The organism is Cellvibrio sp. PSBB006, assembly GCF_002162135.1.
In the GTDB taxonomy this organism is placed as follows: Bacteria; Pseudomonadota; Gammaproteobacteria; order Pseudomonadales; family Cellvibrionaceae; genus Cellvibrio.
The window spans coordinates 3873057-3899134 of record NZ_CP021382.1; the positions used below are offsets into that span (position 1 = coordinate 3873057).

Genomic DNA, 26078 nt, shown 5'->3' on the forward strand with positions numbered 1-26078 from the left:
TGGACAACGTTGTCAATAATGCCGACATGCTTTGTCGGCCATATCATCATTAGAAAGTTAATATTTTGTGCGGTATTTTTCTTAACTATTTGAAATATATAAATTTTTATTTGAAAAGTAAAAAGCGAAAAGGTTTGTAAATGCATTGACAACGTTGTTTTTTTGCACCGATGTTGTGCTTTGTGCTGCATTTTGAGGCGGGGATTAACTGGGAAATGGTAGGCCTTGAAATGGGAGTTGCTGACGATCAGTTGAGAGCGCTGACCGAAGGCCAGCGCTCACGAAGAGCTTAAGAAAAAAGACCTTTAAAAAAGAAGAAAAACAAAATCGACAGGCCGGCGCCGGCAGGCAGAGTAATAATCCAGGACATAAAGATGCTGCCGATGACGCCGAGGTTAAGCGCGCCGATACCGCGTGCCAGCCCAACCCCCAGAACTGCGCCGACCAGAGTATGGGTCGTGGATACCGGCAGGCCGGTACCGGACGCCACGACCACAGTAGCGGCGGCGGCCATTTCTGCCGCAAAACCACGGCTGGGTGTGAGTTCGGTGATCTTTTTGCCAATGGTGGCGATGACCTTCCAGCCATAGGTGGCAAGGCCCACGACGATTCCAATACCGCCTAGCAGCAAAACCCAGGGCGCCACCGGCGAGCTGGAGGTTACAGAGTTGGATTTAATGGTATTGATTACTGCCGCCATGGGGCCGACGGCATTGGCAACGTCGTTGGAGCCGTGGGCAAAAGCCATGGAGCAGGCCGTAAAGATCATCAGGATAGCGAACACGCGCTCGACGCTGGAGAAACGATTTTTAGCATCGGCGGCCATATCCTGATTGACGCGGCTGAGGAAGAAAACCCCGATGATTGTAACCAGGACAGCAATGCCTACCGCGATCAGGGTGCTCTCACCAAAACTGAAATTGATGCCGTAATCCTTGAGGACATGCTTCAACCCCTTAAGAATGGTCACCATGGAAATCAGGAAGCCCACAGCGAACATGTAGAAAGGTATGTAGCGCTTGGCATTGGCAAAGGGGTCTTCGGTATCAAGGATCAGGTGTTGTACAGAGCGGAAAATCCAGAAGGCAATAAATCCTGCCACTACCGGCGAGACGACCCAACTGGAAACAATGGAGGTGACGGAGCTCCAGTCCACTGCATCAACAGAAATGCCTACCGCTGCGAAGCCGATGATCGCGCCCACGATGGAGTGGGTAGTAGAAACCGGCCAGCCGAGAATACTGGCAATTAATAACCAGACACCGGCAGCCAGCAGTGCGGACAACATGCCATACACCAGTAACTCCGGGGTGGCGCTCATCAGTGCGGGGTCGACAATACCGCTACGGATAGTGGCGGTGACTTCGCCGCCTGCGAGATAGGCGCCCAGGAACTCGAAGATCATGGCGATCACGATCGCCTGACGCATGGTCAGGGCGCGGGAGCCGACGGACGTACCCATGGCGTTGGCTACATCATTGGCCCCGATGCCCCAAGCCATGAAGACGCCGAAGATGCAGGCAAGAATAAGCAAGATGTGGCCGTATTCAGCAATCACGGTCATGATGTGTATTCCTCAGAGATGAAAATCGACGGCTAGCGCGCCAACAGCAGTTGTAAACGGCCACCGACATCGTGGGCGCGGTTAGAGAGGTCGCCAATCCAGTCGATCACGCTGTAGAGGAACATCACATCGATAGGCGGCAATTCAGCTTCCAGGCGAAAGAGCGATGAGCGCATGGAGATTTCCAGTTCGTCCGCTTTTTCTTCGAGCTTGTCCAGCTCCTGAATCATCCTTTCTACAACCGCCAGCTCCCGGCCGCTGAAGCCGGTTTCCAGCAATTCATCCAGCTCGTTGATCGCGGTCAATGCTTGCTCTGCGGTGCGCACACCGGATTGCACAAACTCCAGGGTTTGCGTGTGCATGTTGGCCGGGATAGTCATCTTGCGGCCGAGCATGATGCCCGCAATATCCTTGGCGCGGTTGGCGATGCGGTCTTGCATGGTGAGCAGTTCAAGCAGGTCGGTACGGGGAACGGGAAGGAAGAGACTTTTGGGGAGGTGCAGGCGCAGTTGCTGTTTTATGTCATCGGCCTGGTGTTCAAACTCGGTGATGCGTTTTTGCACCTCCTCGGCTTTGGCCCAATCGTTGGCTATCACCGCTTCGAAGAAGTGAATCAACTCCGCGGCGGCCTTTACCGCAACAGCCATATGCTCTTGCATGGGTTTGATCGGCGAACGGCCAAAGAGGTTGGAAAACGGATTAGCAATGGGCATATCGGTAGTCCCCTTGAAATAAGCGCCTTAAAGCGGTGCACCCGTAAAAATGTGTGCGCAGTATAAAAACATCGGCTGGCCAGGTCACGCAGGATTTTTACAAATTTATGACGGTCGCTGGCTGTTTTTTGTGCCCGAGTCTGCTAAAGCCGGGATGGGCGGTGTTTCCCCCGAACAAGAGCAGCTACAATCCACAGAGCAGGAATTCATTAAATAAATCCATGCTCCGTGCAGACTCGTTGACATTACGCCCTTAATACAGGAATTGCCTCCCCATGAACCATGCTGCGGTTTTTGAAGGTGTGCTTGATTTGCGCCGCCTGGTCACAGACCTGGTGGCGGATGGCCGCCTGAAGCAGACAGATGCCAATATGCTGTTGGGTGCCACCCGCTCCCGCGAACAGGCCATGATGCACCCCCTCGGCTACATTGCCAGCCAGAATTTTGATGATCTCACGCGCCCGACCAAAACCCTCAATGGCGATGCCTTGACAGATTGGTTGGCCGAAAAAGCGAAGATGCCGGTCGTGCACATAGATCCGCTCAAGATTGATGTGCCCAAGGTGACCGAGGTCATGTCCTACGCCTTTGCCAAACGTCACGGCATTCTGTGTGTTCAGGTTACCCAGGATCACGTCATCATCGCTTGCACCCAGCCGTTTATTACCGGTTGGGAGCCGCAAATTGAGCATGTCGCACGCAAAACGGTAAAGCGCGTTCTGGCTAATCCCGTGGATATCGAGCGTCATACGGTAGAGTTTTATACCCTGGCCCGGTCAGTTAACCGCGCTAGCGGCGGCCCGACGGCGTCGGCCGTCACTAACTTTGAACAACTGGTAGATTTGGGTACAGCGACCGACCCGGATGCCAATGACCAGCACATTGTGAAGATCGTGGACTGGTTGCTGCAATACGCCTACGACCAGCGGGCCAGTGATATCCATATCGAACCGCGCCGCGAAGTGGGGCGCATCCGGTTTCGTATCGACGGCGTGCTGCACAATGTCTACGAGTTGCCGATTAATGTGGCCACAGCGGTAACCAGTCGCTTTAAGGTATTGGCGCGGATGAATATTGCCGAGAAGCGCAAGCCGCAAGATGGCCGCATCAAAACGCGCCGCACCGATGAAAGCGAAGTGGAGTTGCGGATGTCCACGCTACCCACAGCCTTTGGTGAAAAACTGGTCATGCGGATCTTCGACCCGGACGTGCTGCTGCGCAGCTTCACCGACCTCGGCCTGGTGGGTGAAGACTACAATCGCTGGCGGGCCATGCTCGATCGTCCCAACGGCATTGTACTGGTGACCGGCCCCACGGGTTCCGGTAAGACCACCACGCTCTATTCGTCCTTGCGCCAGATTGCCACGCCGGAAGTGAATGTCAGCACAATTGAAGACCCTATCGAGATGGTGGAAGAGTCCTTCAACCAGACCCAGGTCCACCACAAGATCGGCCTCGACTTTGCCGCCGGTATCCGCAGCCTGATGCGGCAGGACCCGGACATTATCATGGTGGGCGAAATCCGCGATCTGGAAACGGCGCAGATGGCAGTGCAGGCCGCCCTGACCGGCCACCTTGTACTCTCCACAGTACACACTAACGACGCCCCTTCTACCGTAGCGCGGCTATTGGACCTGGGCATTCCCTCCTATTTAATCAACGCAACATTGCTGGGTGTTATGGCCCAGCGCCTCGTGCGTACCCTGTGTCCGCATTGCAAGGAAGAGGGTCAGATTACGGCAGATGATTGGCAGCAGTTGGTGGCACCCTGGAAGGTGAATGTGCCGCCGAAAATTTATCGTCCGGTGGGATGCCTGGAATGTCGCGATACCGGCTATCTGGGGCGGCAGGGGTTGTATGAAATTCTGCCGTTGTCGGAATCCATCAAGGAAAAAATTACCAGTGATTGCAATTTGCAGGAGTTGCGGCGGCAGGCGATGAAGGAGGGTATGCGCACCTTGCGATTGTCCGGTGCGCAAAAAGTAGCAGCGGGATTAACGACCGTTGAAGAGGTCATGCGTGTAGCGCCACCGCCGGAAAAGGCCTGAGATTAAAAGACCAGCTTCACACCCACAAACAGCAACATAGCCGCCAGCGCGGGGCGCAGGTAATGGTCGGCGACGCGATTGGCAAGATGGCTGCCGAGATAAATACCGGGCAGAGAGCCGATCAGCAGGTTGATCAGCAAGTGCCAATCCACATTACCGAGGCCCGCATGGCCGAGCCCTGCCACCAGTGTTAACGGCACGGCGTGCGCAATCTCCGTACCTACCAGCCGTACCGTCGGCAACAGCGGATATAACAGGAACAATGCAACAGTGCCCAGCGCGCCGGCGCCGATGGACGTAACTGTCACCACCGCTCCCAACAACAGCCCCGTTGCTACCGTGGCGATGATTTGCTGGCGAGGATTCATACGCGTTAGCCATACATCATTGCGGTGACTGTAATCCAGCAGCTTCTGCTTGAACACGATAGCCAGTGCAGTCAGCACCAGCGCATAACCCAGTGTGACTTTGATGAAGGCGTCCACACTGCTGGTATCAAAGCCACCATAGCGCAAGACGCCCAGTGTAATTAATGCGGCGGGCACACTGCCCAAGGCGAGCCATCCGGTCAGCCGCCAATCGATATTGCGTTTTTTGTGGTGCACATGAACACCGCCCGCTTTGGTGATGGCGGCGTAAAGCAAGTCGGTCCCCACAGCAGCTGTGGGGGTGATACCGAAATGTAAAAGGATTGGCGTCATCAATGAACCGCCACCGACACCGGTCAAGCCAACGATAAAGCCCACTATCAGGCCGGCGATAATAAAAGCGTATTGGAAATCCATAGAAACCTTGCACAGGAGGGCGACGAACAAGTGGAGCAGGCTATCAGCAAGGCCGGAATAATCAAAATAGAAAATAGTTAGCTTGCTAGAAGCAAATGGAATACAGCGAAGAGTTTATGCTATGGGGTGCACTTGCGCTTTTTCCAATCCTCACTATAGTCACGTTTAACGCGTTCCTTCGTTTGCTGACATTTATCTCACGGCGATAATAAAAATTTCCAGTGGCGGTAAACACAATCCCCGGGCATGATAAGTGCGGGCAACAAAGGATGTACCGACATAATAAAAGGTTTCATTGCGTTACCCATCCCTACAACAATCAAGAGGAATTACCATGGAATATTTTTTAGGTGCCTATAAAAAGTACGCAGATTTCACCGGCCGTGCGCGGCGCAAAGAATTTTGGATGTTTGTGCTCTTTTATTTCATCGCCTCCATCGTGCTGGGTATTGTTGATAGCATTATCGGTTTCCAGCTGTTGGGCTTGCTCTTCTCATTAGGTTCACTTATTCCGTCATTGGCCATTGGTGCGCGGCGCTTGCACGACACCGGGCGCAGCGGATGGTGGCAGTTACTGTATTTAATTCCGCTGATTGGTCTGATCATCATGATCGTGTTCCTGGTGCAGGACAGCCACCCGGATAATGAGTACGGTCCCAACCCCAAAGCCGTATAACGCCAAGAGCGCACTCATACCACGTAAAAAGCCGGCTCATCCAGCCGGCTTTTTTATTTCTATTCAAACTATCTATTGGCTCCCCTGATTTCCATCGCATCTGATTCGCGCGCGTCAAATCGCTCGTTTTGTTAAATATATCATATAAATATTAATATAAAGGTGTAGCCTTGGCGATGCAGTTGCCGGCGCTGTAAAGGCCGGCGTGAGAGTCTTTGTTCAATAACAATAACGGTGACCAATCATGAAACTATCCTCCCTGCTGGCGGCGGCCGGCATATATTTATTCAGTCAATTTTCGTTAGGTGACACCATCATCAAGGGTGCCGACATCGGTTGGCTTTCGGAGATGGAAGATAACGGCTATCAGTTTTATAACGATGCCGGCGTCCAACAGGATGTTTTGCAAACTCTCAAGCAACACGATATGAGCGCGGTGCGCTTGCGCGTGTGGGTGAATCCGCCCGGTGGCTATTACAACGGCCTGGATGACGTAATTGCCAAAGCCAACCGTGCCAAAGCGGCGGGCATGAAGGTCATGATCGATTTTCACTACAGCGATAGCTGGGCCGACCCCGGTCAACAAACCAAACCGGCGGCCTGGGTCAATCTCGACTTTCAATCGCTGATGGACACGCTCTGGGCGTACACCCGCAACAGTCTGATCACTCTGCGCGACGCCGGTATCACGCCGGATTGGGTGCAAGTGGGCAACGAAACCAACAACGGTATGCTGTGGCCGGACGGCCAGGCGTCAAGCAATATGCGCAACTATGCCTGGCTCACCGCGACCGGTTATAACGCGGTGAAAGATGTTTTCCCCAATACGCCCGTTATTGTTCACCTCGCGAACTGTCACGACAACGCCAACTTCCGCTGGATCTTTGATGGCCTGAGTGCGAATGGTGGCAAGTTCGATATCATCGGCGCCTCTTCCTATCCCGTCCATGCCCCCAATCACACCTGGCAATCCGCCAACACCGCCTGCCTGAATAATCTCAACGACATGGTGTCGCGCTACGGCGCGCCGGTGATGATTACGGAAGTTGGCGTGCCTTGGGACCACGCGGAAGCCAAAGCCATTGTGGCCGATGTGGTGAATAAGGTGCGGTCGGTAAATAACGGTATGGGCTTGGGCATTTTCTATTGGGAACCGCAAGCCTATGGTGGCTGGAAAGGCTACACGCTCGGCGCCTTTGATAACAATGGCAGACCGACAGCGGCACTCGATGCATTTCTTGATCCTGACGGCGGCGCCAGTGGTAGTGCACGTTTGCAATCCCGTCGCAGTAGCAAATGTATCGACGTCCCCGGCGCGAACCAGACGAGTGGCACGGGCTTAATTCAATACACTTGCCATTCCAATCCGAATCAGCAGTGGACGATGGAAAATGTATCCGGTAATTACATGCGCTTGAAGGCTGGTCATAGTGGGCAGTGTATGGATATCGCGAGCCAAAGTACGGCTAACAGTGTGCGAATTGTGCAGGCGAGTTGCAGCAGCGGAAATCGTCAGCAGTGGTTGAAGGAGGATATGGGTGGTGGTTATTTTCGGTTGAAGAATCGCTATAGTGGTAAGTGTGTGGATGTGAATGGGGCGAGTATGGCGAATGAGGCGATTTTGATTCAGTACGCTTGTGGTTCTGGAATGAATCAGCAGTGGGTTGAGTATTGAAAAATTATTGCTTCGTAGTCCGTTTGGCATGAGTGGGAGTATTTCGAAAACGCATGAATACTTCCCTGTAGCTCCCTCAAGTCGTCCCTGACTTGAGGGTTTCAAAACAATGTCCCTCATGAAAAGCTCACACTGTAGTAAAAAATTTATTAACGAATACGAAATTTAAATTCAGCGTTTCCAGCGACGGCACTAACACTGGCGTCTTCCAAATCATCTCCAATTTCAATCAACGCACTGGCAACACCTGCCTCTGTTTTTATTTTATCCGAACTAACCAACCTAATATCGCCTTGAGTACTGAAGGTCACTTCAACATCATTGTCATAAGTCGGGTTGCCTTTTTCGTCCAACAATTGTGCGTAAACAAAAACCAGATCCTTCACGCCAGCTTGCGGAGCTTTGCCGCGGGTGTCGAGATCCAAAGTAATTTGGGTGGTTTTTCCCGGCGTTACGACTTTGTGTTCTGCTACAAGCTTTCCATTGATAAAGGCCTTTGCAGACAGCTCGCCCGCTTCAAATTTTTTCAGATCGAACGTAAAGGGTGGATGCTTTAAATATTTGGTGTTGGCGTTTTTGTCCGGTGTTTGTTTGCCGAGGCTTTTGCCGTTGAGCACTAGTTCGACTTCTTCTGCATTGCTGAAGACGCGTAGATCCAGCGGCGAGTCGGCTTGCCAGCGGCTGGCGATGTGCACCATCGGGCCGGATTCATAGTGGTCAGAAATGTCCTGCGGGTCGCGTTGGCTTTGGAAGAAGTAATAGCTGTATTTGGGGCGGCGATGAATGCTCATGATGCCTGAAGCTTCCAGGTCATCGGCGTAGCCGCGGTTGTAGTCGAACATGACCCAATAACCGTCGGCAAAGGCGGGGGTAGTAAGGTTATCGTTATGCGCTTCCTGAATATTGGTGGCTTGTTGCAGTAAGCGTTTTTCGCCATCGCCTAGTAATTGTCGGCTGGATCGATCAGCTTGCAATAAATCGCCCCAGGCGTCCTGATTCAAACCGGCATTCATGGCGTAGTATTCCCAATCGCCGTACTCGGAAACGACGTAAGGTTTGGTGGGTGTTTTGTAATGTTCCAGGCGGTGTTGGCGCGCTTGCAGATAAATGTCGTAGCCGTATTCCTGCCAGCCCGCCGAGTAGGTGGTGTTGCCGGGATATTCTTCGTGCACAATTTTTTGTAATGAATCAATAAAGGATTCGCTCATCCAGGATTCATTCAGCGAACATTCCCACGCGAGCACGGAGGGATGGTTGCGATCGCGGCGGATCAGGTCGCGACAAGTTTGTTGTATTTGTGTCTGGAATGCCGGGTCTTCGGAAAAATATTGCCAGCCTAAAATAGCATCGATTAAAACCAGGCCCAATTCATCCGCAGCAGCCATAAATGCGCGGGAATGTGGGTAGTGAGACAGGCGCACATAATCAAAGCCGGCAGATTTTATTTTAACGGCATCGCGATAGTCAGCTGCTGCGGATGTGGCGTAACCGACGTAGGGATATTCCTGATGGCGATTTATGCCGCGCAGAAACGTTTTTTCGCCGTTAATCAACAAACTGCCATCATCGGTAAAACGAAATTCGCGGATGCCGATACGGGTATGTTGCTCATCTACCATTTCCTGGCCATCGAACACTTGCGTCACCAAGGTGTAGAGATGTGGCTGTTTGGGCGACCACAAATTTGGGTTGGTAAGGGTTAACTGCAGCCGTGATTCCTGATCATTATTGGCTGGAACAGTGAGATTTTTGCTCTCCGTCTGAGTAACAATTCTTTTCCCATCGAGCAAAACCTGTTTTATTTGAAACGTTTTTCCAGCGCTACCGGCATTACGCACATGCGTTTGAATCGCTATGTGCGCCTCGGTTGGCGATACCTTCGGGTAGGTGACAAATATGCCGCCACTGGCCTGTTTGTCGGCGGCGATAGGATCGGTGATGTAGAGGTCATCTTTGGTCACGAGATACACATCGCGATACAAGCCGCCATAGGTGTTGAAGTCGAGCGTAGCCAAGGGTTTGGGGCCGGTGATGGGGTTGTCACGATTATCAAGGCGCACCAGTAATTCGTTTTGATCGCGCGTTAACTTGCCCGTGAGTTCTGCTGTAAAAGGTAAATAACCACCCACATGCATTGTCAGTTTTTCACCGTTAAGCCAAACCTCTGCCACATTCATGGCCGCTTCAAAACGTAACCACACCGGCCTTTGATCATCGATGGAATTACCGTCAATCATTTTTCGATACCAGGCATCACCCTGAAATTGATCGTTCACAATCAGCGGTTCGATCCTGGATGTATGCGGCAGCGTTACCTCCTGCCAGTCGGTACGCCCTTGCACTTGCGTCAGGCTGAGTGAATCATCGCTACGCAGAAACTGCCAGTCCTGGTTGTATCGTTGTTCACTCGCGGCGCTGCGTGTGTCTGGTGTGCTTTGCGAAGTCGGTGTGCAGGCAGCGAGAAGCCAGCTGCTGCCGATGAGTGCGGCAATACAGAGAGATTTTCCAAGCATAAATCAGTTGTCCTTTTTATCGGATGTAATGGTCTCGGTTTTTTGATAATCGGCGGAGAAAAATAAAAATGCCGGTAAGGTGGAGTTTTTCTTGCCGGCATGAAAAAAACTCGCGTTCTCCCAGTGAGAGCCGGTACCCCAACGGGTTTTACATTGTGTGCTAACCCAGGCGGGTTCCCAATAAATAACACCCAGCCCGCCGGCCGATTTAACCGTTTGAGCAAGGCCCAGCAAATAAAGCAGTTGACCCTCGGGCGTGGGTTTGAATTCAGGTAACACAGCTTTCTCGCCGAGTACATTACCCGCTTTGTCAAAATTTTTCAGCGTCCAGGGATAAGCGGTTTCGACAATTAAAATGTCTTTATCAAAAGTTTTCTTCAAAGACTGAATAGCATCGGGCAATTGCTGGATAGTGTATTCCGACCACTGGGGATAATAGGATAAACCGATGATGTCGTAGTCGGTCACGCCATGTTGCTGCGCTTGCGGGAACCAGCGCAACGCATTTTCCGGTTGCGCGATATGCAAGACGATGAGAATTTTTTTACCCTGCACCGCTGAAAAGTCCCGCACGGCTTTTATGCCTTGGTTCAACAAATATGCATTGCGCGGCCAATTGATATTCTCGTGATCGGTTTTTCCTTCAGGCTGCAAAATCTCCGCATTGGTTTCGTTACCGACTTGCACCATCTCCGGCAACAGATTTTTTTCTGCCAAAGATTGCAGTGTGGCAAAGGTATAGTCATACAGTGCTTTGCCAAGCATTTTGGTATCCTGAATATTGCTCCAGGCCTTGGGAATCTCCTGCCGCTCGGGATCGGCCCAATTGTCGGAGTAATGAAAATCCAGCAGCACCGGCAGCCCTTGTTGCTTCGCGCGGCGGATAGTTTTGGTGGCGTCAGCTAGTGTTGAATACCGGGTCCAATCCGGGTTGTGCCATAAGCGCACGCGAATCAGGTTTGCACCTTTTCGTGCAAAGAGTTCAAACGGATCGTGCGGTTTGCCTTTATCACGATACACCGCACCGCAATCTTCCATTTCATTGACATAGGATAGATCGGCGCCGAGGTAAAAGGTTTCTGCATATGATTTGAATGCAAGAAATGCGAAACAAAAGACAAAGCTTAAAAAGGAATATTTTATTGGTTTCATAGAAGTTAGTCTGGTTGAGCAGTGCGGCGGGTGCCGCAATGGCTTCTGAGACACGCCGCAAGTACGTCCCTGTAGGCTCGGCACCGGCATCCTTGCCGGTGACGGTCTCAGAAGCCATTACGACACCCGCAGATATACCGTGCCAAACCCTGTTATGAAATCGTTGATTTCAAATTAGTTGCATAGAACACTGACAAATTCGATGCTTACACAATGCGAGTTTGGCGTTAGGGGGTGGGTTTCGAAACCCTCAATTCAGGGATGAATTGAGGGAGCTACAGGGAAGATGCATTCGCCACATCCTTGTGGCTCACCCTACGGGCAGCTTCGCTGTGCAAATTGGCTTTCCTGCCAATTTGTCATGCGTTTTCGAAACCCACCCCCTAATGACAAACGGATTGCAAAGTACAAAGCTCAGATAAAGTATTACAACTTCCAACTCACCCCAACCATATAACGACGCCCAAACTCCTCATACTTATTCACATGATTCGGATTATTCGACTCCAAACCATACACACGATAAGGCTCGTTCGTCAGGTTCTGTACCTGGAAGTAAAACTTGTAATGATCATCCATTTCATAAGACAAACTCAGATCAACATAGCCTTCGCTATCATTAATCCCCTCCTCACCCTGCACCGCATTAATATCGCGCTGAAACTCGCTGCGATAACTGTAAGACGTGCGCGCTTCAAAACCATCCTTGTAATACCACAAGGTCAGGTTGCCCACATGCTCAGACAAACCAGTCAGCGCAGATTTGGTGGAATACAAAGGCACGAACTGCTCAACGTTGGATTCCGTAAACGCGTAGTTAGCATAAACACCCAAACCATTAAACGGCTCCGGCAAAAAGCTGAACGCTTGTTGATATAACACCTCATAACCACGAATGTAACCGCCTTCGCCGTTGATCGGGCGTGACACATTGTAGGTAGTGCCGTTGTAAACAATTTGCTCCGCATCCGCCGCGCGTGCGATGAAGGTATCCAGGTCCTTGTAATAAACCGTTGCCGCTACGGAGGACTCATCGTTGAAATACCATTCGTAACCCAGATCCACCTGGGTCGCGCGGAAAGGATCGAGTTTTGGATTGCCCGATGAAGACTCACCCGGGTTTGCGCCGAACAAGTCATCATTCAAATTTAAACTCGGGCTCATTAAATCCACTGGCGCGCGCGCGATGGTTTTTGCTACGCCGAAACGGACTTGCTGCTCATCGGTCACCGCCAGCGTCATATTGAGGCTTGGCAGTACTTCATCGTAATCGTGAACAATGGCAACCGCTTCGACTTCACCGGCCATTTCTTCCCATACACCGGGTGATGTTTCCACCCACACATTCGGGCCTTGCTGGTAACCGCTGGAGGTGGTTTCGGTCTGTGCAGCGCGCACGCCGACATTCCCGGTCAACGGCAATGCAAAGATTTCGGTAGCAAAATCCAACTGCACATATTGTGCGGAGATGTCTTCACTCACATCCCAACTGGATAGCAGGTCATCGGCATCACCCACATCCGGATTGGCCAGGCCGCCGAAGTAATAATCGATTACAGCGTTGCGGTCAAAAGTGAGGTAGTCCGGCAGGTCGTTCCAGTAGCTGTCGCTCTTCGCGTCGAGGATAAATTCCTCAGGAATGGGCGTGCCGCTGTTGTCGGTGACGTATTGCAACCAATTTTGCGCATTCAGGAATTTTTCCCGCTGCGAAACGGAAGCACCGAAACGCACAGCAGTGAGCAGACCCGCGTCGAGTTCACGGGTGACATCCAATTGGAACGCGGTGATTTCATCACCGCCATCAGCAGCCGGGCGCACTTCAATTTCGCTCACGCTGTTTTGCGCCGGATCGGTCAGGTCGGCTGTGTCCAGGCTCAGCCACATACGCTTGTCTCCGGTTGCGCCGAAGGTGGCGTAGCCGGGTGCGGCGTGCGTAGTGCGGATACTCGCCCAGCGGCGATCCCGTTCGGTTTTGGAGTAGGAGAGGTCACCTTCAAACGTCCACGCGTCCTGCCGCCACTCAACATTTAGGCCGTGGCTGATCAGGGTATCTTCCTGGGCGAACTCTTCGTTGAGGTTACGCAATGAGCTGAGCGGAACAGTACCCGATAGCAGATCCAGCGCGCCCTCACCCAGTTCCGGATTGGTATAGGCGGTGGGGGTGGTATCGATCAACAGCCATTGATCGGTGTAAGTATTGGCGATCTGAAAATCAAAACCGCGTTGGGTTTCGTCGATGTCGAATGTGGACCAGAAGCCGTCGTAGGCAATCTCCAGGTTGTCGTTGGGCTGCCATTGGATCGCGCCCATCACGCCGTGCCGACGATCTTCGCCACCGCGTATCAGCGCGGAGCCGCCCCAGGGCGCATTCACATTGGTTCCAAGGGCATCATTCCACTGGGTGTTGTGCCAGGTATCGCCGTAGTTCCACAATTCCGAACGCTGGGTGGCAATCGGTTGCGAGCGACCTGCGTAGCCCAGAGCAACGCCGAGGGTGTCATCCAGGAATTGATCGATGTAGGAGACACTGAAACGATGGCCCCAGCCATCATTGGCGGCGTCATCAATATCGCCGCCCAGGTCGTAAAAGGAGCCGCGCACATCCACCGACATCTGCCGTGAATCAAAATCCAGGGGTTTGATGGTTTCCAGGTTTACCGTGCCGGACAAACCGCCCTCCGGCAAATGGGCCTGGGGTGTTTTATACACCTGCGCGGCGTTGATCAGCTCCGAGGGGAACTGGTCGTAGCGGATATTGCGGTCTTCCTCAACGGTGGCGACTTCGCGCCCATTGAGCGTGGTCAGCCCGAGCAGACCACCCATACCGCGAATGGAGATCTGGCTGCCGTTGCCGCGGTCGCGGTCCTGAGCCAGGCCCGGCAGGCGGTTGAGTGAATCGGAGATGGACACATCCGGCAACTGACCAATATCTTCGGCGGCAATCGCCTCGATCATGCTGGCGGAGTTGCGTTTCTGTTCCATGGCCGATTGCAGGCTGCGCAGGAATTTGCCGGTGATGACAATCTCTTCGATTTTTTCATCATTGTTGGCGGTCTGCGCCCAACCAAAGCTGCTGGAGGTGCCCAGGGCCAACAATAAGGCGGCATGAGTCAAACGATGTATGACAGTGCTGTGTTTCATGGTGTAAGTCTCTTCTTATTAAATTATTTATAATATAAATGATATTTCGCACGAATTCTTGTCGTTTGTCAACACCTTGCCGGTGGTTGGTGAAGGGAAAATCCCCCGACACCCGGTTAGCATGAATGTTATTCTTTCACGTGGCGCGGCTATTCTTGACGTTGAGGGCCTAATCACTGGTTTAGCGCCTCGCCGTGGCAGCTTTGTTTTGTTTTTATGGCCTCCAGTTGCGCCCCTTTCGCAATGCCGCTGATGCGGACAAAAATCAATAAGACTCAACGGATGAATGTTTATGCTAGATCTTTCGCGGTTGCCCGCGCCGCTGCATGAAGCCGGCACACGTTTTTGGCAACAGTTTGAGCAGGCCACCACGCAGCACCACTTGCCGCTGCTCAGGCGCGTGCTGAATGATCAGGTGTCAGCTGAAGACTTCGCTCAACAATTAACCCGCGCCTTTGTGGGTAGTGAGTACCTGGCCAAAACCTGTATCCAGCACCCGCAACTCCTGCACGATCTGATTGCCAACGGCGAACTCTTTGTGCCGCTAAAGGAGCGGGGTTACGTCGATCTTGTGGCGGCTGCCGGTGCCTGCCAGACCGATGCAGAGCTGGATAAAACCCTGCGGCGTCATCGCCACAAAGCCATGGTGCGCATTATCTGGCGCGACCTGAACCGCATGGCGAGCATGGAAGAAACCACCGCCGAGCTGTCCCGTTTTGCCGATACGGCAATCCAGCAAGCGGCCGCCTTTCACTACCGTCAATTGGTCGTTCAGCACGGCGTGCCGATGGGTAAAGATTCCGGCTTGGCGCAACCGTTTATCGTGTTGGGCATGGGTAAGTTGGGTGCTTATGAGCTGAATGTTTCTTCGGATATCGACCTGATATTTACTTATCCCGAGGCGGGTCATACCACCAACGAACAGCGTCAGATCAGTAATCAGGAATTCTTCGTCAAGCTCGGTCAGCGAGTCATCAAAAGTCTCGACCTGCAAACGGCCGATGGTTTTGTATTCCGCGTTGACATGCGGTTGCGCCCCCACGGGCAAAGTGGCGCACTGACCTTGAATTTTGATGCGATGGAGGATTACTACCAGACGCAGGGGCGCGACTGGGAACGTTACGCCATGGTCAAGGCGCGGGCCGTTGCCGCCGAAGGTGGCGAGCAGGCAGATCAGGCCGTGTCGGCCTTGATGGAATTGCTGTTGCCCTTCACCTACCGCCAGTACATCGACTTCAGCGTGATCGAAGCGCTGCGCGACATGAAAAGCCTGATCCACCGGCAAGTGCAGCGCAAAGGCATGAATCTGGATGTGAAGTTGGGCGAAGGTGGCATCCGCGAAGTGGAGTTCGTGGTGCAGGCATTTCAATTGATTCGTGGTGGTCGCGACGCGCGCCTCCGCGAACGCCAGGTGTGCAAGATGCTGCCGTTTCTGGAACGGGAAAATTATCTGCCGCCCGGTGCGGGTTCCGCCCTCTTGTCAGCCTACGAATTTCTGCGCAACACCGAACACGCTATTCAGTCATTCCAGGATCGGCAAACCCAATCCTTACCCAGTGATGAATTGGGCAAATTGCGGCTTGCCTGGGTAATGGGGTATGAGTCCTGGGGTGCTTTTTTTGAAGCGCTTGATGCTCATCGCACCCGCGTCAACGAAGAATTCCGCGCAGTGATTGCCGCGCCGGAAGACAACCAGAGCGCCTCGACCAAAGGAGCGGAGCCCTGGATCGGATTATGGGATGGCACCTTGACCGGCGACGAAGCCCAGCGCTTTTTGGCCGCCCAGGGTTGTGATGCGCCCGAGCAACTGTTGCAATTGCTTCAGCAGTCCCGGGAAAGTCGCGCCGTTTTGAGCATGCAGGCCAGCAGTCGGACGCGGCTGGACAGTTTTATGCCGCGACTCTTGTCGGTACTGAGTCGTCAGGCCGCCAATGGTGATGCCGGCATGACCGAAACGTTAAGCCGTATCCTGCCGTTGGTGGAATCCATCGCCCGACGCAGCGCCTATCTGGTGCTGCTGGTCGAAAACCCCACCGCCTTGCACCAACTTGTAAAACTCTGTTCAGTCAGCCCCTGGATTGCGGATCAGTTAAGCCGTCATCCGGCCTTGCTGGATGAACTGCTCACGCCCGAAAGCCTCTATGCGCCACCGGATAAAGATGCGCTGCGCGATGATCTGCGCCGGGAAGTGCTGCGCCTGAGTTGGGATGATCTGGAAGGTCATATGGAGACCCTGCGCTACTTCCGTTCAGCCCACGCCCTGCGCGTCGCAGCCAGTGAAGTCACCGGTGCATTACCCCTGATGAAGGTCAGTGATTACCTGACTTATATTGCTGAAGTCATCCTGGAGCATGTGCTGGAGCTGGCCTGGCAGCAAATGGTCGGACGGCACGGGCGCCCGACGCATGAGGATGGTCGGGTCGATGAAGAACCGGATTTCATTATCGTCGGCTACGGCAAGTTGGGTGGCATTGAGTTGGCTCACGGTTCGGATCTGGATCTGGTGTTTATCCATAACACCCCCGCCAACCTCGCGACCGATGGTGAAAAATCCATTGATAATCTCACTTTCTACACGCGCCTCGGGCAAAAGATTATTCATATCCTCAATACGTCCACCATCTCCGGCAAATTATATGAAGTGGATATGCGCTTGCGACCTTCCGGTAATTCCGGGTTGCTGGTGACGTCGCTGGCAGCGTTTGAGAAATATCAGCTCAACGAAGCCTGGACCTGGGAACATCAGGCACTGGTGCGCGCACGCGTTACCGCAGGCAGTACGGAGTTGGCAAAAGCCTTTGAAGCCGTGCGCCTGAAAGTCCTATGTCAGCAACGCGAATTACCTGCGTTGCGCGAGGAGGTGCGCAACATGCGCCTGAAAATGCGCGAGCAATTAGGCAGCGGTAAAAATAACGCGCAAAACGAGCAGGTTTTTAATCTCAAGCAGGATGCCGGTGGTATCGTCGATATTGAATTTATGGTTCAATACGCCGTTTTAGCCTGGGCTTGGAAAGAGCCCTCGCTCGCCAAGTACACGGATAACATTCGCATACTCGGAGCACTGGAGGAGGCCGGTCTACTGGACGCCGAATCCGTCGCCCACTTGATCGACGCCTACAAGGCTTACCGGTCCACCGGGCACCGCCTCGCGCTACAACGTCAGGAGGCGGTACTGCACAGCAAACAGGGTGAAGGTGAACCCATGTTTGTTACCGAGCGTCAGTTGGTGGGTCGCGTGTGGCAACAGCTGCTCGATGATCCCTCCGGCCAATAAATCGCAAGGTTCACTGAATTTAATTATCGCCAGCGCCAGCCCATCCACCCGGTGTTGGCGATGGCGTTTTTCTTTATTGGTTTTGTTAATTTTTTAGGAGTTGGCTATGTCATTTGCCGATCGCGACGGCGTTATTTGGCTGGACGGCGAGCTGGTCCCCTGGCGTGATGCCAAGGTTCACGTACTCACCCATACCCTGCACTACGGCATGGGCGTCTTTGAAGGGGTGCGTGCCTATAAAAGCGATAGTCGCGGTACCTGTATCTTCCGCCTGAAAGAGCACACGGATCGCCTGTTCCGTTCAGCGCACATCATGCGCATGAAGATGCCATTCGCCAAAGAGCAGATCAACGAAGCCCACAAGCAGGTGGTGCGTGAAAATAATCTCAGTGAAGCCTACCTGCGTCCCATGGCATTTTATGGGTCGGAAGGCATGGGGCTGCGCGCGGACAATCTTAAAGTTCACGTCATCGTTGCCGCCTGGCACTGGCCTTCATACATGTCGCCCGAGGCTCGCGACCTGGGTATTAAAGTGCGCACCTCCAGCTACACCCGCCACCACGTCAACATCTCCATGTGTAAGGCGAAAGCCAACGGTCACTACATCAATTCTTTGCTGGCCTTGCAGGAAGCGCTGGACAGCGGTTGCGAAGAAGCCTTGTTGCTGGACAATGAAGGTTACGTGGCGGAAGGCAGTGGCGAAAACTTTTTCCTGGTGCGCGACGGTGTGATCTACACTCCGGAGTTGACCTCCTGCCTCGACGGTATTACCCGCAACACCATCTTCCAGTTGGCGGCGGATTGCGGTTATGAAATACGCGAAAAACGGATTACCCGCGACGAAGTGTATATCGCCGATGAAGCGTTCTTTACCGGTACGGCGGCGGAAGTGTTGCCGATTCGTGAGCTGGATGGCCGTCAGATCGGTGAAGGTCGTCGCGGTCCGGTGACCACGCGCTTGCAGGATCTGTACTTCAAAGCGGTGCGCGGTGAACTGGCTGACCACGGTAATTGGCTGGCGCCGATTGCCGGCTAGCTGTCGTGCTGTGGAGGCGTGAACGCCTTCGCAGCAGCGGTAGACTCTTTTTTGGTATCCAGAGTCCGTTATGTCCTCATCCCCCAGCAAGATACTGATCATCGGCCCCGCCTGGATTGGCGACATGATGATGGCGCAGTCGCTGTTCAAGGTCATCAAACAGCGCAAACCCGACACCCGGATTGATGTCCTTGCCTCACCCTGGACCTTGCCGTTGCTGGCGCGCATGCCGGAAGTGGACAACACCATCGACATGCCACTGGGGCACGGCAAGATCGAGTTGGGAGTGCGTTACCGCTTGGGCAAATTTCTCGCGCAAAGCAATTATCAGCAGGCAATCGTTTTACCCAACTCCTTTAAATCGGCGCTGATACCCGCTTTCGCCGGCATTCCCTTGCGTACCGGCTGGCGCGGTGAGATGCGTTACGGTCTGCTTAACGATATCCGCCTGTTGGACAAGCGCCGCTACCCGTTGATGGTGCAACGCTACCTGGCCTTGGGTTATCCCGCCCACGCCACCCTACCTGAAACCTTTCCTTATCCTGAGCTGTTAATTGATCCGGCGCGCCAGCCACAATTACTCACAAAATTTGCATTGCGGCGCGACCGGCCGGTGTTGATACTCTGCCCCGGCGCGGAATATGGCCCTTCCAAGCGTTGGCCCGAGACTTACTACGCCCACGTCGCCGACCACAAAATCCGTCAGGGTTGGCAGGTGTGGTTGCTGGGGTCTGCCAAAGACAACAGCGTGACCGAAGCAATTCGCGATCAGTTGGACGAAGCGCAGCAGGTGCATTGCTACAACCTGGCGGGCACGACGCAACTGGATGAAGCCATTGATCTGATGGCGATGGCCGATGCTGTGGTGAGCAATGATTCCGGTTTGATGCATATCGCTGCTGCCTTAAGCCGGCCTCTGGTGGTGATCTACGGCTCCACCTCGCCAGCGTTTACGCCACCATTGTCGGAGCACGTAAGGGTTGTCTCCATTGCTATTGAATGTTCTCCCTGTTTTGAGCGGGAATGCCCGAAACAGCATCATCGTTGTCTCAAGGATTTATCGCCTTCCACCGTGTTGGAAGCCTTACAGGATGTTGCGCCCACAGCAGCAGTGGCTGTGGTGACAGACCCATGACTTATCAATGTCCCGTGACCTATCAACCTGCAGGATCGCGATGTCAGATAACACCCATCACGTGCTGATTTTGCGCGACGAATTGCAAACCTTGTGGCAAGGCAAGGATGTCTTCGCCGAGGTGCAGCAATTGCGTGGCGACGTGGCGCGTGTGGCGCCGGGTCGACAAACCCTGCGCTTTGAGCTGAATGGCCAGGCCTATTACCGTAAACTCCATACCGGCGTCGGTTGGGGTGAGATCTTCAAGAATCTGGTGCGTTTGCGGTTGCCGGTGATCGGTGCGCGCAATGAGTGGCTGGCCCTGAACAAACTGGCTGAGCTTGATGTGTCCAGCCTTACGCCGGTTGCTTACGGCGAACAGAATACGAATCCGGCGACCCGTTTATCGTTTATTGTCACCCGTGAATTGACCGGCACGGTCCAGCTTGATCACTATCTCCTGGAGCGTTTACAGGCGGGTGCGCTGGGCTTCACAGAGAAGTTGGTGCTCTTGCAGCAGGTCGCCAACATCGCGCGCGCGCTTCATGCCGGCGGCATCAATCATCGCGACTTTTATCTGTGCCATTTCCTGCTGGATTGCCGATCCATGGAATCCTGGCGTCAGGGACATGGGGAGCCGGTGCTCTACTTGGTCGATCTGCACCGGGCCCAGTTGCGTTCAAGCGTCCCGCGCCGCTGGCTGGTTAAAGATCTCGGTAGCTTGTATTTTTCGGCGATGGATCTCGGCGTTAACAGTCGGGACATATGCCGTTTCTTACGGCTGTATTTTGGTGAGTCTTTAAGGCACATCATTGAACAGCGCAAAGCCCTATTGAGTGAAATCGAACAGCGTGCACAAGGGTTATATGCGCGCGAGCAACGACTGATGCAGCGACGAGGTAAAGCGTGATGCGTCTGGCGTTTACCCTGTTCCATTATTTCCCTTATGGCGGCCTGGAGCGAGACATGCTCGCCATGGCACGGGCCTGCGTAGCGCGCGGCCATCAGGTGACGATTTACACCCAACGTTGGGTTGGCGATCAACCAGATGATATTCCTGTCGTGATTGTGCCCGCCCGCGCCTTGACCAACCACGGTCGCGCCCGCGCATTTGCGCAGCAGTTTCAGGCATTGCGCGCGCAAGAAACGCTGGACCTGGTGATCGGTTTCAATAAAATGCCCGGTCTTGATGTGTATTACGCCGCCGATGTGTGTTTTGCGCAGAAGGCCTATGAAGAGCGCGGTTGGTTGTATCGACTGAGTGGTCGGAGCCGGCATTACCTGGCTCTGGAGCGAGCGGTTTTTGCGCCGACCAGCAAGACACAGATACTCCTGATATCTCCTGCGCAGGTCGCTCCGTTTCAACGTTATTATCAAACGCCTGATGAACGGCTGCATTTGTTGCCACCCGGTATCAAGCGCGACCGGGTCATGCCTGCCGATTATGCCGCGCAGCGTCAACAATGGCGGGCGACCTTTGGCTTATCGCCTGACACGTTTTTGATGTTGATGGTCGGCTCGGATTTTCGGCGCAAAGGCTTGGCGCGTAGCATCCGCGCACTGGCGGACTTGCCGGAAGCGTTACGCCAGCGTGCCCAATTATGGGTGGCGGGCGATGATGATCCCAAAGCGTTTATCAATTTGGCGCAGACCTTGGGCGTCAGTAAACAGTTGAAGGTCCTGGGAGCACGCGATGACATTGCGCAACTCTTATGGTCTGCCGATGTCTTCCTGCATCCGGCCCATAGCGAGGCGGCTGGCGCTGTATTGCTGGAGGCGATGGTGGCCGGCTTGCCGGTTATCACAACGGATGTCTGTGGTTATGCGCATTATGTGGCCCAACAGCAACAGGGGCGCGTGATAACGGCAGCCATGGCTGATCAGCAATTGGCTGCAGTGGTGGCCGAGGTGGCGGCATGCGATCCACAGCTATGGCGGCAGCGGGCGCGGGACTTTATCGACAGTAACGACATATTTTCAATGATGGATAACGCCGTGGATTTTATTGAACAATTGGGATCGGGCAAATCGGCACCGACGCAGGCGGGATGAGTTAGAGAATAACTATGCGACTACGCGCAATGAAATGGGCCCGCAGAGAGACCTTTTGTCTTGGCTGGGCGGCTATCGGGATTTACCTGTTTTTATCCGCGTTTTTCTGGGCCTCGGGGCCCGCGCCCTTACGCGCGGTGTTTTATCTATTTTTGCTGCTGCCTTTTCTGTTGGTCTTGCCCTGGCGCAAATGGCGGAGTGAAGAGTACGGTGGTTACTTCACCATATCGGCGCTGGTTTTTGCCGCTTACTGTGTGCTGTCGTCCCTCTGGGGCCGGGCATCGGATGTCGATTTTTTCTTCAAGCAGTGGCTGTTTCTGGCGTTCTGGTTGTGCGGTGTGGCCTGGCTTTTTTATCACCGTCCGGTCAACCTGCAACGACTTTATCTGGTTGTTATTTGCATCGGTGTGGTGTGTTCACTGGTCACCGTTTATTTTTTCTACGCCTATAAAAATTATTCCATTGCGGCGCGTCTCTCGGGTTTTGGGCTGGCTGAAAACTCCACTATCGTGGCCCAGATCTTTGGCGTGGCTGCCTTGCTTGCTTACCTTAAATCCTTGCAGGCAGAAAACTGGAAATTTTCCCCCGTATTTTTTATCGGTGCCATGATTTGTGCACTGGTTATCTTGATGTCCCAAAGTCGCGGGGCGGCCATGGCATTGATACTGGTGTGTTTCGCCGGCTTGTTGATTGTCCGTCCTCGCCCACTTATCTGGGTTCCGCAAGTGACCTTGGCGCTTGTCGGTATTCTGGCTTTATTTGTCCTGACCAATATGGACGATGTGCTGGAAAAGCGGGGCATTTCTTTTTCATTTCGCGATGCTATCTGGGTGGAATTGCTGGACCGCTCCCTCGAACGGCCGTTGTTCGGCCTGGGTCTGGAACGGGATTCGCGCATCATCATCCCCGATGTGGATGTGTTTCATCACGCACATAATTCGTGGATTGACATCCTTTACTATACCGGCTTGATTGGCTTGCTATTGGCCCTGTGGCATTGGGTATTGCTCGCGCGCAGTTTCAGTCGCGACAGGGATATCCTGCCGTTGTACCTCTGGCTGGCCTACGGCAGCCTGTGTTTATTTACCAATGGTTCCAGCTTGTTAACGCGCCCTGACGCGCAGTGGCTGATGTATTGGGTTCCCGCCGGATTACTGGCCGCCGTGGTCATGAGTCGCCGCCGATGTCCGACAAGATAAACATTATGATCTTGCAAACCCGGCATATTGAGAGTATTTCCTACCTCACTGCCGAGTTGGTGAATGCCTTTCCCCCGGAGCGCTACCAGGTCACGCTGGTTTACCTTGAGACCGGTGAACCTACGGCGGCAGATGCCCTGGCTCATCGGTGCGTCTTTCTGGGGTTGGATAAAACGGATTACAAAGGCTTGCGCCTTAAGGCGATGAAGAAGGTGCGCCCGTTTCTGGAGAGCCACCACTTTGATGTCATCATCGCCAATATGTACAAGCCGGTGCATTTGTTGATGCAATTGCGCCGCTCGGTATCGGCCAGGTTGTGTATTGGTATCATTCATGCCTTTGGCGAGTTTGATCGATTCGGTCGCCGCTGGATGATGCGGCTGTCGCTGGATAAACGCTGGCATATGGTGGGCGTATCCGAACCGGTACGCCGGTATCTGATTAATGCCCGATGCGGCCTCTATGAACATAACACCTCGGCCATTAATAACGCCGTTGATGTCAAGGCGATTGCTGCTCAGGCCATGGATGCAAGCGCGGCGCGTGCGGCACTGCACCTCCCCGCCGGCGGATTTCTGTTCGGGACGGTCGGGCGTTGTGTTAAAGGCAAACGTCACCTGGAGATGCTGAAAGCATTTCACCAGTTTTGCGGTGAGCGAAACGATGTATTTCTGGTCATTATTGGTGATGGCGAGCTTCGCCCGGTACTGGATGAATACATCGCGCAACACCATTTGCAAGGCAAGGTTTTTTTAGCCGGTTATGTGCCTCAGGCGATGCGTTTTATTCGCGCACTGGATGTGTTTGTGTTTCCTTCGGAGTCGGAAGGTTTCGGCATCGCCTTACTTGAAGCTATGGCCCTTGGTCTGCCAGCGTTGGTGAATAAGGTTGAGCCGTTGACCAGTATCGTCAACGGTTGCGGTATTACTGTCGATACCGCTGATGTAGCAGCGATGAGTGCAGCGATGAAAGATTATTATGAAATGCCACTGCAAGCGCGCGAGACAAAAGGCCTCCAACATTATCATCGCGTGCAGGAGCATTACGCTATAGAGCAGTTCCGTTCGGCTTACCGCGCATTGGTCGAGCAGAAACTATCAGGTATTGAATAAAACCAAGCGAGAATATGCCTGTTGGTCAATGCTCAGAAGCTACAATTTCTTACACACAATATCACGACGGGCGAGTAGAGTTTCCCCTCGGAAATAGGCGATTTATGGTAGACAAAAACAAAACCGCACAACCGGTTGTGGAAACATCAGCGCTTAAAATTTATTTGCGGTTGTTGTCATACCTTAAATCCTACCGTTTGATGTTTGTGGTCAGCATTGTGGGGTTTGCCCTTTATGCAACATCCACCACGCTGTTTATCAAGATTCTTGAAAATCTGATTAACATTATTGAAAGCAATGATCCGCAAGACCGCTTTTTGGTGCCCTTGCAAGTCATTGGCTTAACAGTGTTACGTGGTATTGGTGCTTTTGCCGGCGTGTATTTTTTGTCGCGGGTTGCCTTCAGTGTCATTCACAGTTTACGTGTTCAGGTGTTCAATCATATGACGCGTTTACCGAGTATGACATTTGATGATCAAAGCTCCGGTCATCTGGTATCGGTGATTACCTACAACATCAACGGTGTGACCGCCGCCGCGACGGATGCAATCAAGATTTTGTTGCGCGAGGGTCTGACGGTTGTTGCGTTGTTGTCCTATCTGTTTTACACGGATTGGAAATTAACCCTGGTGTTTATCTTGATTGCGCCACTGATCGGTTCATTGGTTACCACGGTGGGTAAACGTTTACGGCGTTTAAGTACCAAAGTGCAAACCACGGTGGGCGACATAACCCAGGTCACCAGCGAGATGATTACCGGTTATCGGGTGATGCGCAGCTTCGGCGGCGAGGATTATGAAAAGCAACGCTTTGAAGCCGCGAGCAAAAAAAATTACCAACAGAATATGAAGATCGTGGTAACCGCTGCAGCCAACACACCCTTGATTCAGTTGATTGTTGCTTTCGCCATTGCATCGCTGATTTATCTTGCGCTGAATGTCATGGAGCTGGGCAACCCGGCAGAGTTCGTGGCCTATATGACGGCGGTGGGCGCTATGTTGCAGCCTATGCGCCGATTGGGTGAAGTCGCGCCGATTATTCTTAAAGGTGTTGCAGCAGCGGATAGCGTATTCACCCTGCTCGACCAGGCGCCGGAACGCGATGAAGGCACGCGCGAAGTATCCCGCGTTCAGGGCCAGGTCAGTTTCAGGCATTTATATTTTCATTATTCCCGGAGTGATAGGCCGGCATTGAAGGATATCAATCTCGATGTTGCGCCGGGCGAAGTCATTGCGTTGGTCGGACGTTCGGGTAGTGGCAAGTCGACGCTGGTTAATTTGCTGGCACGCTTTTATGACTACGATCAGGGTGATATTTGCATTGATGAGATTCCGCTTGCGGATTTCCGTCTGGCTAATTTGCGACAGCAGATCGCGCTGGTGAATCAACATGTCACGCTGTTTAATGATTCGGTGGCCGGCAATATTGCTTATGGCAGTTTGACTGATCGTGATATGGATGCAATTCGTCGGGCGGCGGATCTGGCTCACGCGACAGAGTTTATTGAGCAGCTGCCGCAAGGTTTTGACACGCTGATCGGAGAAGGCGGTGCGCGTTTATCCGGTGGCCAGCGGCAACGCCTGGCGATTGCGCGCGCGATTTTGAAAGATGCGCCGATTCTGATTCTGGATGAAGCAACCTCTGCGTTGGATAACGAATCTGAACGTTTTATTCAGGCCGCATTGGAAAGTGTTATGCAAAATCGCACCACCTTTGTGGTTGCGCATCGGTTGTCCACGATTGAGCGCGCAGACCGCATTGTGGTGATGGATGCAGGTGAAATAGTTGAGCAGGGTACTCATGCTGAATTACTGGCGAAGGGTGCACATTACGCGAATTTGTATTCAATGCAATTCCGCGATGAACCGCAAGACGTCAATAATATTGCTGAATAAAAGCAAGGTAATGACGAACAGGAATCACGGGAACATACAGGCGACCACTGAAAAATAGTAATTCAGGTAAATATTTTTCAGTAATGTTCTGGTTAACAGGTTTTATGGGATAAAACCAAAGGAAACATC

17 protein-coding genes are annotated in these 26078 nt (G+C 53.1%); 11 read left to right on the forward strand and 6 right to left on the reverse strand.

Annotation, left to right across the window (positions count from 1 at the left end; genetic code table 11):
* Positions 1-289: 289 nt before the first annotated feature.
* Together CBR65_RS16165 and CBR65_RS16170 are read right to left on the reverse strand one after the other, a co-directional pair.
* Positions 290-1564 carry an inorganic phosphate transporter gene (locus tag CBR65_RS16165; RefSeq protein WP_087467811.1) on the reverse strand — a complete coding sequence of 425 codons (1275 nt, stop codon included), beginning with the start codon at positions 1562-1564 and terminating at the stop codon, positions 290-292.
* A gap of 32 nt (positions 1565-1596) precedes the next feature.
* Positions 1597-2277: a TIGR00153 family protein gene (locus tag CBR65_RS16170; protein ID WP_087467812.1), complete on the reverse strand. Its 681-nt coding sequence runs from the start codon at positions 2275-2277 to the stop codon at positions 1597-1599.
* 275 nt (positions 2278-2552) lie between these two features.
* Here CBR65_RS16170 and CBR65_RS16175 point away from each other — a divergent pair, with 275 nt between their 5' ends.
* Positions 2553-4325 carry a GspE/PulE family protein gene (locus CBR65_RS16175; RefSeq protein ID WP_087467813.1) on the forward strand — a complete coding sequence of 591 codons (1773 nt, stop codon included), beginning with the start codon at positions 2553-2555 and terminating at the stop codon, positions 4323-4325.
* Positions 4326-4327: 2 nt separating this feature from the next.
* Here the strand turns inward: CBR65_RS16175 and CBR65_RS16180 are convergent, their stop codons facing one another.
* Positions 4328-5110, reverse strand: a complete 783-nt coding sequence (locus CBR65_RS16180) for a sulfite exporter TauE/SafE family protein (RefSeq protein WP_087467814.1) — start codon at positions 5108-5110, stop codon at positions 4328-4330.
* 334 nt (positions 5111-5444) lie between these two features.
* On the opposite strand from CBR65_RS16180, the gene CBR65_RS16185 reads away from it, so the two are divergent.
* Both CBR65_RS16185 and CBR65_RS16190 read left to right on the forward strand, forming a co-directional pair.
* Positions 5445-5786, forward strand: a complete 342-nt coding sequence (locus tag CBR65_RS16185; RefSeq protein ID WP_087467815.1) for a DUF805 domain-containing protein — start codon at positions 5445-5447, stop codon at positions 5784-5786.
* 244 nt (positions 5787-6030) lie between these two features.
* Positions 6031-7461 (forward strand): glycosyl hydrolase 53 family protein, encoded by a 1431-nt coding sequence (locus tag CBR65_RS16190; protein ID WP_157672112.1) that lies wholly within the window; start codon positions 6031-6033, stop codon positions 7459-7461.
* A gap of 149 nt (positions 7462-7610) precedes the next feature.
* On the opposite strand, the gene CBR65_RS16195 is transcribed toward CBR65_RS16190, so the two are convergent.
* The 3 genes from CBR65_RS16195 to CBR65_RS16205 all read right to left on the reverse strand — a co-directional run bounded on the left by CBR65_RS16195 (position 7611) and on the right by CBR65_RS16205 (position 14267).
* Positions 7611-9974, reverse strand: coding sequence for a glycoside hydrolase family 2 TIM barrel-domain containing protein (locus tag CBR65_RS16195; RefSeq protein WP_087467816.1), 2364 nt, complete (start codon positions 9972-9974; stop codon positions 7611-7613).
* 3 nt (positions 9975-9977) lie between these two features.
* A complete protein-coding gene (locus CBR65_RS16200; RefSeq protein WP_087467817.1) occupies positions 9978-11126 on the reverse strand; it encodes an arabinogalactan endo-1,4-beta-galactosidase in 1149 nt (382 codons plus the stop codon).
* Positions 11127-11552: 426 nt separating this feature from the next.
* The gene (locus tag CBR65_RS16205) at positions 11553-14267 is read right to left on the reverse strand and encodes a TonB-dependent receptor (protein WP_087467818.1); all 2715 of its coding nucleotides are present in this window, start codon (positions 14265-14267) and stop codon (positions 11553-11555) included.
* A gap of 292 nt (positions 14268-14559) precedes the next feature.
* Between CBR65_RS16205 and glnE the strand changes: the two genes are divergently transcribed.
* The 8 genes from glnE (at position 14560) to msbA (ending at position 25949) form a co-directional block, all read left to right on the forward strand.
* Positions 14560-17541 (forward strand): bifunctional [glutamate--ammonia ligase]-adenylyl-L-tyrosine phosphorylase/[glutamate--ammonia-ligase] adenylyltransferase, encoded by a 2982-nt coding sequence (gene glnE, locus CBR65_RS16210; protein WP_087467819.1) that lies wholly within the window; start codon positions 14560-14562, stop codon positions 17539-17541.
* Between the two features lie 106 nt (positions 17542-17647).
* On the forward strand, positions 17648-18577 hold the full coding sequence (locus tag CBR65_RS16215; RefSeq protein WP_087467820.1) for a branched-chain amino acid transaminase: 930 nt from the start codon (positions 17648-17650) through the stop codon (positions 18575-18577).
* Between the two features lie 70 nt (positions 18578-18647).
* Positions 18648-19712: a lipopolysaccharide heptosyltransferase II gene (gene waaF / locus CBR65_RS16220; protein ID WP_087467821.1), complete on the forward strand. Its 1065-nt coding sequence runs from the start codon at positions 18648-18650 to the stop codon at positions 19710-19712.
* Between the two features lie 40 nt (positions 19713-19752).
* Positions 19753-20601, forward strand: a complete 849-nt coding sequence (rfaP, locus tag CBR65_RS16225) for a lipopolysaccharide core heptose(I) kinase RfaP (protein WP_087467822.1) — start codon at positions 19753-19755, stop codon at positions 20599-20601.
* A complete protein-coding gene (locus CBR65_RS16230; RefSeq protein ID WP_087467823.1) occupies positions 20601-21743 on the forward strand; it encodes a glycosyltransferase family 4 protein in 1143 nt (380 codons plus the stop codon). The genes rfaP and CBR65_RS16230 overlap by 1 nt, the downstream gene beginning before the upstream one ends.
* A gap of 29 nt (positions 21744-21772) precedes the next feature.
* The gene (locus tag CBR65_RS16235; protein ID WP_157672113.1) at positions 21773-22942 is read left to right on the forward strand and encodes an O-antigen ligase; all 1170 of its coding nucleotides are present in this window, start codon (positions 21773-21775) and stop codon (positions 22940-22942) included.
* Positions 22927-24054 carry a glycosyltransferase family 4 protein gene (locus CBR65_RS16240; RefSeq protein ID WP_087467825.1) on the forward strand — a complete coding sequence of 376 codons (1128 nt, stop codon included), beginning with the start codon at positions 22927-22929 and terminating at the stop codon, positions 24052-24054. Before CBR65_RS16235 ends, CBR65_RS16240 begins: the two co-directional genes overlap by 16 nt.
* Positions 24055-24158: 104 nt before the next feature.
* A complete protein-coding gene (gene msbA, locus CBR65_RS16245) occupies positions 24159-25949 on the forward strand; it encodes a lipid A export permease/ATP-binding protein MsbA (RefSeq protein ID WP_087467826.1) in 1791 nt (596 codons plus the stop codon).
* Positions 25950-26078 lie beyond the last annotated feature (129 nt).